A 13,957-nucleotide genomic window follows, 5' to 3' on the forward strand; every position below is an offset into this window, starting at 1 on the left:
CTGGCCTCGTACAAAGCCACCCTCAAACAGAGAAGCAGAGTTCGACGCATCGCTTCATTACCACACAGCCGAATTACAACCCTATGAGCACGTCAGAAACCACCGTCGCATTCGTTTGTGTCCAGAACGCTGGCCGCTCCCAAATGGCGACTGCCTTTGCCAAGCGTGAGCGAGACCGCCGAAACTTAACCGATGAGATCCACATCCTGACTGGTGGCACGCAACCCGCCGACCATGTGCATCCAGAAGTCGTGACTGTGATGGAAAAAATCGGTATCGACCTCTCCGAGAACACGCCGCGTGACATTACCGTCGGGGAACTTCAAGCGTCCGAGTATGTGATCACGATGGGGTGTTCAGCACAGGACGTCTGTCCCGCGACGTGGAGTGGTGACAATCGTGATTGGGGACTCGACGATCCGGATGGGAAATCGATCGAGGAGGTACGCAAAATACGAGACGAAATCGAAGATCGGGTTAGTGAGTTCTTCGACGAATTAGAATCACGTGAGTAGGACTGTCGAGAAGAGCAAAGTCATGAGGTGAACACACTGTTGTTTTCATCCACGGACCTGGAGTGTATTTCCGCGAGAGCCGTTCTTCAGCTTTCCTCCGATATGTATCGTATCGGAAGAAGAAGGAAACACACGCTACGGGCATGTTTATCATATCTAAGCCATCTAAGAGGAATTAGATCTGCGCTCTATCAGATAGCATTGTTCTCGATCTTCGAATCTAATCTATTCCATCTATTCCATCATAATCGTCTTAGAAGCTGTCTGAAACCCTGCTCAATGGATGAGTAGAAAGTATGAATGATTCCGAGGTCATTCTAAGATCGCTTAGACGGCTATTCTATCTAAGACAATTAGCTCTGGTTTAGACGAGTCAGTAATTCATCCTCATCCATCTCTTGGGTCTTTTCCATCGCGAGTTCAATGAGAATTGGGTAGTAGTCACGGTTTTTCTGAAGCGACTCGCCGTGTTCACGTTTGTATTTCGCGTTGAGCTCGTCGAATCGAATATCCAGTTCGGTGTGCTGCTCTTCGGGGAGATACATCAGCACTGACGGCAGGTCCTTCACAGACGTCTTTTCTTTCTCATTTGTCTTTTCAGTCTGTTCTGGTTTATCGCTCTTAGAAGTCTTAGACATACTGTCGGTCTCAGCTGTCTTCGAGAGACTATCTGGTTTATCCGTCTTAGACGAAGTTTCACGAGCTTCTGTCTCAGATGGCTCTTCTTTCTGAGCGTATCGACTTCCAAATGGATCGCGGTTCTGTGTTTTATCTCTCGCCATCGATTCCCTCCAACGATTCGGCAATCTGCAGATAAACCTCTTCCATGTCGCAGTCTTCCTCGTGTTCAAAAATCGAACCCCCCGCGTTCCACGCGCGCTGTAATGCAACTCGCTTTCGGATTTCCCACACTGGTGCCCTTTCCTCGAAAACATCTTCGAACCACTCCATCATCTCGTCTGCTTCGTTGTCCGTCCCGACTTCGTTCGCGACGAGCCCCACTTCTTGGATCCCCGTGTCAAAAGCGGCTTCGAGGGCATTGATTTGTTTGAACAACAATTCAAGCGCACGGATGCTCGTCGTCTTCGTTTGCGCTGGGATGAGCACGTTTTCGCATGCGAGAAGCGCATTGTCGGTCAGGACACCCAGGTTTGGTGGACAGTCGACAACGATATACTCGTACTCGTCGAGCTTGTTAAGCGCCATATTGAGGCGATTCTCACGGTTGGGCACGCCAGCCAGCGCATCTTCGATGTTGATCATATCCTGATGACTTGGAATGACATCCATCTCGGAATGCTCGTAAATCAGTTGCGCTGTTTCGTCTATGACGTCTAAATCAGGTAAGACATCATAGAAGCTTATGACGTCTGCATCGTATTCATCCTCTAAACCGACCCCTTCGGTTGCATGTCCCTGGGGGTCCAAGTCAATTAGAAGAACGTCGTATCCTAGCTGGTTGAGCGCTCCTGCGACGTTAATCGAGGTCGTCGTTTTCCCAGCGCCGCCCTTTTGATTACTCACAGCGATCTTAGTCGTCATACTTCTCTACTCTAGTTATGCCTTCTAAGATGGGATAAAAGTATGTCAGACAAATTCTTTGTGCCGTGAATGTATCCAGATAACTATGGACGTTTTAGTGCGATCAGTAGGTCGCTAATTCGGTCGACACAGTAGACCACCACCGAACACGATAGAAGAAAGTCACCCAGAAGCGTTTGACGGCGTTGGTACGCCACTATCAATGGCTAAGCTTCCAGTATCACTCGTGATAGCACTCACTTCTTAAAAAATAGATCAACGACAATTGGTGCAAAATAGACGATTATCAATGAGATCGTCAGTTGCTCAACCACCAATTAACTGTTTTGAAGATCCGACACGATATTCTGTTTGGTTTTTGGCTGTTCAAATACAGTATCGAGCACCATATCCGAGTCGCGCAAGAGAGAGTGTTCCCGATAACTTCCTTCGCTCTTTCCACCACCAGTATGCCGATTTTCCGTGACGTCACTAAAGGCCCATTCCTTCAATAATTCCAGCACTCGCTGGTGACTGAGGGGATCTGTTCCTTCACTCTTACAGACGTCTTCGTACACACGGTAAATCTCGCCTGTGCTAAATGCTTGCTTCAAGGAGGATTTTTGGAGATAGGCGAGCGCAAATAGGACATATTTCGAATGAGGAGTTGATCCTCGAATTAGCTCTTGGAATCGAGACATTTCCGCATAATCCTGTGCTGCATCGACATGCTCCTCCGTAACACTGGAATTTCCATTCCGCGCAGCCAACTTCCCTGCGCTCGAAAGGATTTCAATCGCTTTCCGTGCGTCACCATGCTCACGCGCGGCAAGCGCTGCGACGCGTGGGATAACACCATCTTCGAGAACATTCGGTTGGAATGCATCTCGCCGTTTGCTCAGAATATCACGAATTTGGCCGGCATCATATGGATGGAAGACGAGTTCATCGTCTTGGAAACTGGACTTCACACGTTCGTCAAGATTCTCGTAATACTCGATTTTGTTGCTGATTGCAACGACGCCGATATAGCAATCGGTTTTACCACTCTCTTCGGCTCTCGAGAGTTTAAATAATATTTCATCGTCACCAAGCTTGTCAATCTCGTCGATAATGGCGATAAGGACATCCGTATCGTCGAGGACCGTATAGAGATAATCCATGTACTCACTAGAGCCGATCCCCTTATCCGGAATAGTAAGTGAGCGACTAGATTGGAATTCAGCTTGTTGGGAGAGAGACCGAGCGACACGAGTAATGGTGTTAGCTTGATCGCAATCAATATAGGCAGAAATGAGAGAGACGTCGTTAGTTTGGGCGATTGCTCGAACACGCCCCGTGACGTGTCGGGAGACTAGTGATTTACCAGATCCTGTTTTACCGTATACGATCGCATTTCCGGGCGGATCGCCAAAAACACCGGGTTGGAGTAACTCTTCTATATCTTTGATTTCTGCGTCGCGACCGACGATACGGTCACTATCCGGAACATGACCAATTCGAAGTAGCTCACGACGCGCGAAAATAGAATCGTTGCGCTTGGTAAGTGGATCGTCAGCGAGGTCTTCTGGATCCGGCGTGGGGATTGGATCGTTTGGCACGTTATTCCAACATTTCGAGAAGGAGCATCTTAGTTCTACCGCCCCCCTGTTTTCAGTGAAAAACGCAGAACGAGTATCGAGAGAGTATGAGTACGAATGATGAGTGGACCAAAAGTGACGGGACACACCCCTCGTTTTCAGTGAAACCAGTCGAGTGAGTAGCTACTCGATCCGATCTGGATAGAGGTATTTAAAGAACCGAGTGTCGTTCTCAAGATAGACACCAGATTTTCAGTGAAAAACACAAAGGCTGCAGACGATTTTTGCCTTCAAATCTGTGTCGTCTAAGTTGCCACCACCCTAACTTACTTACTATACGTTCTAGGTAAACTAGTAGAGTAGTTGAGAATCGACTAGTGGTTCCGTTTTCACTGAAAATGAGGGGTCTCTCTATCGGGAGATGGTCGAACTCGATGAAAGTAGGATCGACTTTTGTTTTCACTGAAAACGAGGGGTGTGAGGATTCGTCAAAAGTACCTCCATGTCCCCTCAAACGCCCTTCCAAGTAATATCGTGTATTTTACTTCCACCCTGATTGGCTGAACTCTTTATCTATCGGGTACTAATCGTAAATTGCGATCAGCGGAACTCAGCAGATGACGTGGGTTCTCGTACTCATCCATCCATCCTCCCACGCCGTCTGCTCGTTTTCCCTATTACATTCTGCCAGAGAGTGTAACGAGTAAACACTGTCCGAGGGTTTACCTATCGTGTCCTCGAATCCTTTCGTACGAATGGTCTCAAATGGGACGTCGCCACTCTCCCCACTTGCCCAAGAAGCACTCGATGCACTCGCAACCGCACTTCCGGACGAGGGAAAGCTCACATACGAGCAAACGTATACGATTCTGAAAGAGGAAGAAAATCTTGAACGGCCTGCTGCCGAGGATCTCGTCGAACGGCTCCACAAGAACGGTCATCTCTATGAGGTTGAGGGCAAGCTTCGACTCACCGATTACGAGGCTGAAGCGTGAGGCTGTCTCCTAGAGGAAGGTAATCAAAGTCCTAGAAGTGATCGTTCTTACCTAACCTTTGCCTTTCTCAAGGATTTGGGGCGAGTTGTCGGCTCTCCTCGTGTTGTTTTTCGAGCGGTTCGTAGACGAGAACCGTATCGTTACTTCGGACGACGATCAAATGCTCTTCGAAGGTAAATCGTACTTCGACATCGCTCTTCTTGGTTGCACTTGTATCGATGATTTCCTTGAGTGCATCGGGGTTCACATGTTCATACAGACTGAGCGATGCCTGTCCTCCCTGTGGTTCTAACGTCTCAACGACTGCCTCAACGATTCCTACGGCCACTGATTTATCTGGAGTAATAGAGATTGTAGTGGACAACGAATACTGTTGTGCTGAGGCACGTGAATTCGATGATTCAGTGGCACTTCCGAACCAATTGGTTGTTTCTGGGGCCATTATGATACCCGGGATAAATTCGATATCGAAGACGATCTATTAAGTACTTTCTGTCGTTTATTCCGTTCAAGGGGACGTATATTACTTTGTATGTGTTCCAATGTCGAGTTGTGTGGAACTGCTACCATCAATCGAAAACTAAAATCGAATTTTGTGCTTACGGTAGCTCCTTTAGGTTCTCGTCCATCAGTGTAACTGCACTCACACAGCCCACAACAGGGACACGTTGTCTGGTGCCATCACCCAGAAAAATCATTCATATTCGAGCTGTCTGTGAGTTGCACTTTGGACACCCCGCCATCCACTCTTTCACTGATTTTTCCTGGCGTGCGTGAGAACATTCGGGGCCAGCACGTTTGTGTATCGCAATTCACGACCGTCCCGTTGACAGGATACAGCTAGTGGTGTTGCATTTGGCCCCTTCATGACCAGATGGTTAAAGAAATCAACTGCTCCGAGATGTAGCGACGTAGTTGGACACAAAACAATAATATCGATTCCCTTCTGATTGAGTTCTATGGACGATAAGGATCTTCGAATCCTCAAAGCGATTGGGACGCTCGAATCGGGGAGCCCTGACAAAATAGCCGACGAGACTGGGATTCCGAAGTCGACTGTCCACTATCGTCTCGAAAAGTTACAGGAAGAAGGGATCATCAAGAACGAAATCTTCGATATCGACTTCGAACAAGCAGGACTCAACCTCACCCTCATCACAGAAGTCTGGGCCGAATACGACTCCGGGTATCACAGACAAGTCGGTGACAAGCTCGGTGACATAAACGGCGTTAACCAGGTGTATTTCACCCTCGGTGACACTGATTTCATTCTGATTTCGCACCTTGCGTCCCGTGGAATGGTCGAAGAACTCATCTCGGAATTCGAAGATGTAGACGAAATTTCGAGGACGAGTTCGAAGTTCGTTATCACGACGATCAAGGACGAATCAAATCCGCTCAACGACTACGACATCGAGGGACTGAAGGACGCGCTTCTTCCGGATCTTTCGTAGCGAGCACGTACCTCGAAGGCCACTGAAGAAAACTACATTCGACGGGACGCTATTTGTCCAAGTCGCGAACACTCATGTGGGCCTTTGCTTCGCTTTGCGTGGGAAGCCCACCAGCGATGGCGAGTAGAACAGCGCCGAGCAGACACCAGATGGCGACGATAGCCCATTCGTAGGGCCACGAGAGTGCCGAGGGTGACCCAGGAAGGTAGAGACCGATAAAGAAGACGGTCAACACCAATCCCAGTCCACCGACGACGTATCCACCTGGGAGCTTGAAGGGTCTGTCGAGTTCGGGGTTGCGATATCGAAGGATCAGGAAGGAGACGACGACGAGGAACCACGCCGTGACCATCCCGAGTCCACCCGCGTTCACGATCCACACCAGCATCTGCTTGCCGAACAGCGGTGCGAGTGCAGCGAGCGCTCCGACGAGTACGATTGCAGTCGATGGGGTACTGTATTCGGAGTGAATCGTCCCGAGCGAGTCGGGCAGCATGTTCGACTCGGCGAGCGCATAAATCGCTCTGCTAGCACCGAGCACGAAGCCGTTCCAACTCGTGAGGATACCGGCGAGACCGGCGAGTGCCATGATTCGTCCGATGATTTTGCTGTTGAACGCGATTTCCATCGCGGTTGCAGCAGGGAGGGAACTCTCGACGAGCGTCGTCCCTGAAGCAACCTGACCTGCTGCCCAAATCACTGCAATGTAGAACGTGGCAGCACAGGCGACGGAGATGACGATAAGTCCTCCGAGCGTTTTCGGGGAAACGTCGGCTTCGCCCGCTGCCTGCGGGATTACGTCGAATCCGACGAACATGAATGGCGTCATTATTGCCACGGTAAACACGCCCTCGATTCCGGCATTCGCGAAGGGCGGTGACGATGGCGAGGTCCCGTTGAACAGCGCCCCGAGTAAGAGCGTTACACCGGAAAGCGTGATTACGAGCGCGAGGATCGCTTGGAACTGCGCCGCTGGGCGGACGCCTCGATAATTGAGGTAGGTAACAACCATCGAGCCAATGACTCCCGTGAGAACCCACGTTGCGTAGACGGGTTGACCAGCGACCGTCCACAGTTGGAAGACGTTGAACCCGGGGACGATGTATGCAAGTGCGCTCGGGAGTGCAACTGCTTCGAATGCGACGACGCTAACGTAGCCGAAAATAATCGCCCACGTGCAGGCAAACGAGCCTGCTGGCCCTAAGGCGCGCATGCTATAGGCGTGTTCTCCGCCGACAACGGGCATCGCCGATGCGAGTTCACCATAGATGAGTGAGACGACACCCACCATGAACCCGCCGAGAACGAATGCCGATATCGCTCCGTTAACACCGCTTTTGTCGATGAAATAGCCTGTCTGAACGATCCAACCCCAGCCGATCATTGCGCCGAGTGCGAGTACGAACACATCGCGTTTCGAGAGGACGCGTGAGAGTTCATCTGTCATGGTTATGTGCGACACTCACATAGTCAAACTTTCTCACTATATATCTTTCTGTGTTCAATTTTCGTTGAAATTCATAAACACAGTCCAATATTGTAGGTCACTGGGGAACCTTAGTCAATTGATTACTCTCGATGTCCGTGGATTCTCTCCCGATGTAGTGGGCTAAAACAGGCGATCGGAAGGGCGTAGTTCGATACCTAGACGCTGTCCGACGCCTCGTCGATCCAGACCGTTTTCTTCGTGACGAACTCTTGGATACCATGGTGTGAGAGCTCCGTTCCGTAGCCCGAGGCCTTCGTCCCACTGAATGGAACTCGTGGGTCCGATGCGACGACTTGGTTGACGAAAACGTTGCCAGCGGTGATCTTCCGTGTGAGTGCTTCGCCGCGCTCGGTATCTTTCGTCCAGATACTTGCACCGAGTCCGTACGGGGTATCGTTCGCCACACGAATTGCCTCCTGTTCGGTTTCGACTTTGAGGACGGTGGCGACCGGGCCGAACAGTTCCTCGGTCGCTGCCGGTGCATCATCCGGCACATCGGTGAGGATCGTCGGTGGATAATAGTGACCGGGCTGATCGAGCGGTTTACCTCCGAGGTGGAGCGTCGCACCGGCCTCGACGGACTGCGTAACCTGCTCGTGGAGCGACTCCAACAGATCCGCTCGGGCTTGCGGCCCGATATCGGTTTCCGCTTTCGATGGATCTCCGACTGTGAGTGCGCTCATCTCCTCGGTAAACCGTTCGAGGAATTCATCGTAGACCGCTTCGTGTACCAGGAACCGCTTGGCCGCGATACAGGACTGTCCGTTGTTCTGTGTTCGAGCGTTGGCCCCTTGGTTGGCAGCACGTTCGATCGGCGCGTCATCGAGCACGATGAAGGGGTCGCTCCCACCGAGTTCGAGGACGGTCGGTTTGAGTTCGTGGCCGCTGGTCTCCGCAACCGCTCGCCCCGCTCGCGTACTGCCCGTCAGGCTCACCCCCTTGATTCGCTCGTCTTCGATGAGCGTCGATACTCGTTCGGCGGGAATTTGAAGGGAGGTGAAAACGCCGCTGGGGTATCCGGCGCGTTCGAAGACCGATTCGATGGCTCGTGCACAGCCAAAGACGTTCGGTGCATGTTTGAGAACTGCAACGTTTCCCGCAGTGATGTGGGGCGCAGCGAACCGAAACACCTGCCAAAACGGATAGTTCCAGGGCATTACCGCAAGGACTGGCCCGATCGGTTCATACGAGACGTACGTTTTCGAACCGGGAACGGTACCGATCCGATCGTTTTGCAGAAACTCCGCGGCGTGCTCAGCGTAGTACTCACAGACCCACGCACACTTTTCGACCTCGGCAACCGCCTGTTCGATGGGTTTTCCCATTTCGGTGGTCATCCGAGTCGCGTACTCGTCGGCGTTCTCGCGCAGCACGTCAGCCACATCCGCCAGCAGCGCCTCGCGACGTTCGATCGGCTTCGTTCGCCACGATTCGAATTCCTTCCACGCCTCGTCCAATCGGGCGCTGACCGTTGGTTCGTCGTGTTCGTCGTACGTTTCGATGATATCTTCGGTTGCTGGGTTGATCGATCTCATTTTCGTCTGTTCGGGATGGACGGGCCGTGACTCCCGTACGGCCCAACTGTCTCGCCACCCGGTGATAAGTGTTCTACTTTTCGAAGAATAGTAGAACTGAATCCCATTATTTTAATTCTATTGGAACCATGTCTGGTTTGGAGTCGCGGTGTGAATCGTCGAGGATTCCGGTCGATTCGCTCTGCTTTGTTCCGGATACGAAGATTCTCCCTCTATCGAGTGTTGTTCACCAACCAGTAATGGCTGTATTTTCTGGACTGAATTCCGTTGGGAATAATTTATTAGGATTCAGTCTCGATTATCTCGTAATGCAGGAACAGAAGACAAATCGGTCGATCGAATCCTCCTACGACGACCACGTCATGCCCATCTGGAAGTCGCTGAACGTTCCGGTCAAGCGAGCATCCGGCTGTACGCTCGAAGATTTCGATGGGAACGAGTATCTCGACGTGTTTTCGGGAATCTCGGTGACGAACGTCGGGCATGGAAACGAAGCCGTCGTCGAGGCCGCGAAAACCCAGCTTGAAGAGTTCACCCACGGTTGCTCGTACGTTCACCCGAACGAGCCGGTAGCCGACCTCGCCGAAACGATTGCTGATATCACACCGGGTGACTTGGAAAAGAGCTTCTTCTGTAACTCCGGAACGGAAGCGGTCGAAGGAGCGATCAAACTTGCGCGAAAGTACACCGGATCGAAGGAGGTCATCGCACTCGAAATGGGGTTCCATGGGCGCACGCTTGGAAGTCTCGCACTCACGGGAAACAAGGCGTACAAACAGGATATGGCCCCGACTATCAACGACGTTTCTCATACCGCGCCACCGTACGCGTACCGGTGCCCTCGTTGTGACGGCGCGCAGTGTGACGCTAGCTGCGCCGACCAGCTCGAACGAGTCATCGGTTCGCACACGAGCGGTGACCTCGCGGCAGTCGTCGTCGAACCCGTTATGGGTGAAGCCGGTATTATCGTTCCCTCTAATGCATGGCTCAAGCGTGTCCAAGCGATCGCTCACGACCACGGTGCACTCCTCATCGCAGATGAGGTCCAGACCGGCTACGGTCGTACCGGGAAGCTCTTCGCGAGCAGCCATTTCGATATCGAGCCGGATATCCTGACACAGGCGAAAGGAATCGCAAACGGACTCCCGCTTGGCGCGTTCACCGCATCCAAGGAGGTTGCGAACGCGTTCGAGGCTGGAGACCATCTTTCGACATTCGGTGGCAACCCCGTCGCCTGCGCAGCAGCGCTGGCGACTATCGATGAACTGCAGGGTGGAATCATCCAAAATGCACGCCAGAACGGCGAGTGGCTCGCATCCGCGCTTGAAACGCTCGAAGCTGACTACGATGTGGTTGGTGAAACGCGCGGCCTCGGGTTGATGCAGGGCATCGAACTCGTCGAACCGGGGACGACGGGTCCGCAGAACGTCGCCCCTCGCCCGAACAGTGAACTGGCTTCCGCGATCGGTCGATACCTCCGGGAAGAGTCGAATGTCGTCATGGGTGTCGGTGGATACTACAAAAACGTCATGCGCTTCCAGCCACCGCTCACGATTTCACGCGATCAACTCGGCGATGCGGTCGAAGCGCTTCGAGATGCGCTCGAAAACGTCGCCTGAAACTAACGAGAACACAGTAACCAACCTGTGGCTTGGTGCTGTCTCCTAGAGTGGAGTCGGTAACAAAGAGAACGCTGATCTCAAATGTAATCCATCGACGCGAAAAATGTACAGGGAGATGTTCCGTTACATTTCTGCGACGGACTCCACGTCGAGATACGGGCGGACATCGACGACGGATTCTGTCTCGTAGGATTCGTATGCGGCTTCAGTCAACGCGACGACGATTTGGCCGAATGATCCCGGAACCGTCGGCGGGTGTTCACCGCGGACAGCTTCGATGAAGTCCCCTAACTTCTTCGCCAGCAGTGTTTGGAAGTCTGCCTCGCCATCGATCTCTATCCGTTCCGGTGATTTTCCGCGTGGAGTGACCGTCAAGACGTCCTGTCCGTATGTCACTCGGCCTTCCGTTCCCCATATATTGAGCCCTTCGTAGGTATTCGGGTCTTGAACGCCATCGGCTGTAATCGTAACCCCGGCTGTTACCGGACGTCCATCGCGTTCGAGACGGAGCGCCAACGAACTGTTCACGTCAACGCTGTACTCGCCGTAGTCCATCATGGCGGAAACGGAGACGGGTGTCGTCCCAGTGGTCCAGAGGAGAGTATCGATGAGATGCGATCCGGAGTCGTACAACTGGCCCCCTCCCGAGAGGGCGGGGTCAGTGCGCCACGCATCCGGGAATTTTCGAATCCAGTTCTGTCCCATATAACAGGATACCGTGTGAACGTCGCCGATTTGACCGCTGTCGATTATCTCCTTGATCTTCGAATACACCGGGTGGTAGTGCCGTTGGTAGCCGACGACGAGGACCCTGTCGCGTCGTTGCGCCGTCGCAACGAGTTCGTGTGCATCCTCGACATCCGTCACGAGCGGCTTTTCGAGGAAAACGTGGAGGTCGTTCTTCAAGCAAGCCATCGCCTGTTCGTAGTGGAGCGTGTGTGGGGTGACGATGGTAACTGCATCGAGGGTCGATGCGTGCTCTCGTAACATCGTCTCGTAGTCCTCGTATGCGGGGCCGTCAAACCGCTCCTCGAACTGCTCGCGTCCATCGGGGGCGATGTCCGCACCGGCGACGATTTCGACACCTTCCATGGTATCGTAGGTATCCAATTCGTACATGCAGAGCTGCCCGAGTCCGATCGCGGCGAGTTTGACGGTCATGCTGCTTCACCTTCCGTGTTTGCAACCGTCGGAAGACGTGTGCTATGGCGTTCACAATTGAGTAATGCCTCCCCACCATCCGTGGCGAACAGATGGACGCTGTTTTCCGGGAACCTGAGTAGGACGCTCGTACCTTCTTCGGCCTCGTACTCGCCAGGAACCGCGGCCGTTATCTCCTGCCCGCTGACGGAGAGGTGTAAGAAATTCTGGTCCCCCATCGGTTCGACCACTCGAATGGTACCGGCAAACGAATCTGGGGCGTCCCGTTCCGCGATCTCGATGTCCTCGGGTCGGATTCCGAGCGTGACGCGCTGTTGATCCCCGACCGCCTCACGGAGGCGGTCCGAAAGCGGATACCGGATCTCGTTTCCGATCAACTCGTTCCCGTCCACTTCGAATGGGTATAGGTTCATCGAAGGTTCGCCGATGAAGTTCGCGACGAACAGGTTTTTCGGCTCGTAGTAACATTCGAGCGGGGTGCCGATCTGTTGCAACCGACCGCCGTTCAGGACGGCGATCCGGTCGCCCATCGTCATCGCCTCGGTCTGATCGTGGGTGACGTACACCGTCGTGACCCCCAGTTCCGACTGTAGCTGTTGGATCTCCGTCCGCATCGTCGTTCTGAGTTTGGCGTCCAGGTTCGAGAGCGGTTCGTCCATCAGGAACACCTCCGGTTCACGAACGATCGCACGTCCCAAGGCGACTCGTTGTTGTTGTCCGCCCGATAGCTCTTTGGGCTTGTCGTCCAGCAAATCCTCGATGTCGAGCATCTTCGCCGTTTTTCGTACCCGTTCGGTTCGTTCGTCCTTCGAGAGTGTGGTCGTCATCTTCAGTCCAAATCCGATGTTCTGTTCTGCGGTCATCTTCGGATACAGTGCGTAATTCTGGAATACCATCGCGATGTTTCGCTCCTCAGGAGTCTGATCGGTGACGTCTCGACCTCCGAAGTAAATCTCCCCGGACGTCATCGATTCGAGCCCTGCCATACAGCGGAGGGTGGTCGATTTACCACACCCCGAGGGACCGACCAGAACGAGAAACTCGCCGTCGGCGAGTTCGATGTTGAGGTCGTCCACTGCGAGGATGCCATCGTCGTTGGTGTCTCGATACTGCTTCGTCATATGCTCTATTTTTATGCTTGACATGATGTCCTGTCCGTCGTGTCTGTCCGCGCTTCGTAATCGTACCGCGAATCGTTGCCGTGCGTCGTGGACGGTTCGGTGATCATCCTTTGACCGACCCCTCCACGAGACCCTTGACGAAGTACCGCTGGAGCCCGATGAACATGACCAGCAGCGGTAACATCGCGATGACGCTGGCCGCCGAGATCACCCGCCAGTCAGTCGAGTACTGTCCCTGGAAGGAAAACAGGCCGATGGAAACGGTGTACAGGCTCGAATCACCGAGGACGGTAAACGCCATCACGAACTCCGCCCACGAAAAGACGAAATTGAAGATGGCGACCACGGCGATTCCGGGGCCCATCGACGGCAGGAGGATGTAGATCAACGTTTGTAGCCTGTTGCACCCATCGACACGTGCCGCCTCGTCGAGTCCCGACGGGATGGTGTCGAAGTAGCTTTTCAGGAGCCAAATCGAGAACGGCACTTGGAGACCGATGTACAACAGGATGAGTCCGAAGTGCGTGTCGAGGAGGTTCAACTGGTCCATCATGTTGTACAGTGGAATCACGATGACAACCGGCGAGATCATCTGAAACAGGAGGATGGTGAACAGTGCGTGTCGCTTCCCCCTGAACTCGAATCGGGAGAACCCGTACGCTGCGGGTACCGCCACGAGGATGATACCGGCCCCTTCCAGTATCGCTATCTTCAACGAGTTGACGATCCACGTCGTCATCGAGGAATCCTGTAACACCTGTCGATACGGTTCGAAGGTGATTCGATGTGGAATCAACTGCACCGGATAGGTAAGCACCTCTCCGGGAAGTCGAAGGCTCATCGAGATGACCCAGAAAACCGGAAACAGAAAGAGGATCATCCCGAGCGCGAATACGAGGTAGGTGAACGCAGTGGTGATCGAGATGTCATCGGCTACCGTTCGTACACTGGTTCCCGTGCTCAT

13 protein-coding genes are annotated in these 13,957 nt (G+C 53.0%); 4 read left to right on the top strand and 9 right to left on the bottom strand.

The features are described 5' to 3' along the window. Nucleotides 1-83 precede the first annotated feature (83 nt). Nucleotides 84-515 (top strand): arsenate reductase ArsC, encoded by a 432-nt coding sequence (locus tag NKF26_RS17455; RefSeq protein ID WP_253227012.1) that lies wholly within the window; start codon nucleotides 84-86, stop codon nucleotides 513-515. Between the two features lie 353 nt (nucleotides 516-868). On the opposite strand, the gene NKF26_RS17460 is transcribed toward NKF26_RS17455, so the two are convergent. The 3 genes from NKF26_RS17460 to NKF26_RS17470 form a co-directional block, all read right to left on the bottom strand. Then, nucleotides 869-1,297, bottom strand: a complete 429-nt coding sequence (locus tag NKF26_RS17460) for a hypothetical protein (RefSeq protein WP_253227011.1) — start codon at nucleotides 1,295-1,297, stop codon at nucleotides 869-871. Next, the gene (locus NKF26_RS17465; RefSeq protein WP_253227010.1) at nucleotides 1,284-2,057 is read right to left on the bottom strand and encodes a ParA family protein; all 774 of its coding nucleotides are present in this window, start codon (nucleotides 2,055-2,057) and stop codon (nucleotides 1,284-1,286) included. The genes NKF26_RS17460 and NKF26_RS17465 overlap by 14 nt, the downstream gene beginning before the upstream one ends. Nucleotides 2,058-2,374: 317 nt before the next feature. Beyond that, on the bottom strand, nucleotides 2,375-3,637 hold the full coding sequence (locus NKF26_RS17470; protein ID WP_253227009.1) for an AAA family ATPase: 1,263 nt from the start codon (nucleotides 3,635-3,637) through the stop codon (nucleotides 2,375-2,377). Nucleotides 3,638-4,371: 734 nt separating this feature from the next. Here NKF26_RS17470 and NKF26_RS17475 point away from each other — a divergent pair. Next, nucleotides 4,372-4,611 carry a hypothetical protein gene (locus tag NKF26_RS17475; RefSeq protein ID WP_253227008.1) on the top strand — a complete coding sequence of 80 codons (240 nt, stop codon included), beginning with the start codon at nucleotides 4,372-4,374 and terminating at the stop codon, nucleotides 4,609-4,611. Nucleotides 4,612-4,678: 67 nt separating this feature from the next. Here the strand turns inward: NKF26_RS17475 and NKF26_RS17480 are convergent, their stop codons facing one another. Beyond that, nucleotides 4,679-5,053: a HalOD1 output domain-containing protein gene (locus NKF26_RS17480; protein ID WP_253227007.1), complete on the bottom strand. Its 375-nt coding sequence runs from the start codon at nucleotides 5,051-5,053 to the stop codon at nucleotides 4,679-4,681. 517 nt (nucleotides 5,054-5,570) lie between these two features. On the opposite strand from NKF26_RS17480, the gene NKF26_RS17485 reads away from it, so the two are divergent. Further along, nucleotides 5,571-6,065, top strand: coding sequence for an Lrp/AsnC family transcriptional regulator (locus tag NKF26_RS17485; protein ID WP_253227006.1), 495 nt, complete (start codon nucleotides 5,571-5,573; stop codon nucleotides 6,063-6,065). Nucleotides 6,066-6,114: 49 nt separating this feature from the next. Here NKF26_RS17485 and NKF26_RS17490 read toward each other — a convergent pair whose 3' ends face one another. Both NKF26_RS17490 and NKF26_RS17495 read right to left on the bottom strand, forming a co-directional pair. Then, on the bottom strand, nucleotides 6,115-7,512 hold the full coding sequence (locus NKF26_RS17490; protein WP_253227005.1) for an APC family permease: 1,398 nt from the start codon (nucleotides 7,510-7,512) through the stop codon (nucleotides 6,115-6,117). A gap of 197 nt (nucleotides 7,513-7,709) precedes the next feature. Further along, nucleotides 7,710-9,191, bottom strand: coding sequence for an NAD-dependent succinate-semialdehyde dehydrogenase (locus NKF26_RS17495; protein WP_369682168.1), 1,482 nt, complete (start codon nucleotides 9,189-9,191; stop codon nucleotides 7,710-7,712). 206 nt (nucleotides 9,192-9,397) lie between these two features. On the opposite strand from NKF26_RS17495, the gene NKF26_RS17500 reads away from it, so the two are divergent. After that, nucleotides 9,398-10,708 (top strand): aspartate aminotransferase family protein, encoded by a 1,311-nt coding sequence (locus tag NKF26_RS17500; RefSeq protein WP_253227003.1) that lies wholly within the window; start codon nucleotides 9,398-9,400, stop codon nucleotides 10,706-10,708. A gap of 126 nt (nucleotides 10,709-10,834) precedes the next feature. On the opposite strand, the gene NKF26_RS17505 is transcribed toward NKF26_RS17500, so the two are convergent. From NKF26_RS17505 to NKF26_RS17515, 3 genes are all read right to left on the bottom strand, one after another. Further along, a complete protein-coding gene (locus NKF26_RS17505) occupies nucleotides 10,835-11,872 on the bottom strand; it encodes a Gfo/Idh/MocA family protein (protein WP_253227002.1) in 1,038 nt (345 codons plus the stop codon). Next, a complete protein-coding gene (locus tag NKF26_RS17510; RefSeq protein WP_253227001.1) occupies nucleotides 11,869-13,017 on the bottom strand; it encodes an ABC transporter ATP-binding protein in 1,149 nt (382 codons plus the stop codon). Before NKF26_RS17510 ends, NKF26_RS17505 begins: the two co-directional genes overlap by 4 nt. A gap of 79 nt (nucleotides 13,018-13,096) precedes the next feature. Further along, nucleotides 13,097-13,957 carry a carbohydrate ABC transporter permease gene (locus NKF26_RS17515; protein ID WP_253227000.1) on the bottom strand — a complete coding sequence of 287 codons (861 nt, stop codon included), beginning with the start codon at nucleotides 13,955-13,957 and terminating at the stop codon, nucleotides 13,097-13,099.

Origin of the sequence: Haladaptatus sp. AB618 (genome assembly GCF_024136965.1) — an archaeon.
Taxonomy (GTDB): Archaea; Halobacteriota; Halobacteria; order Halobacteriales; family Haladaptataceae; genus Haladaptatus.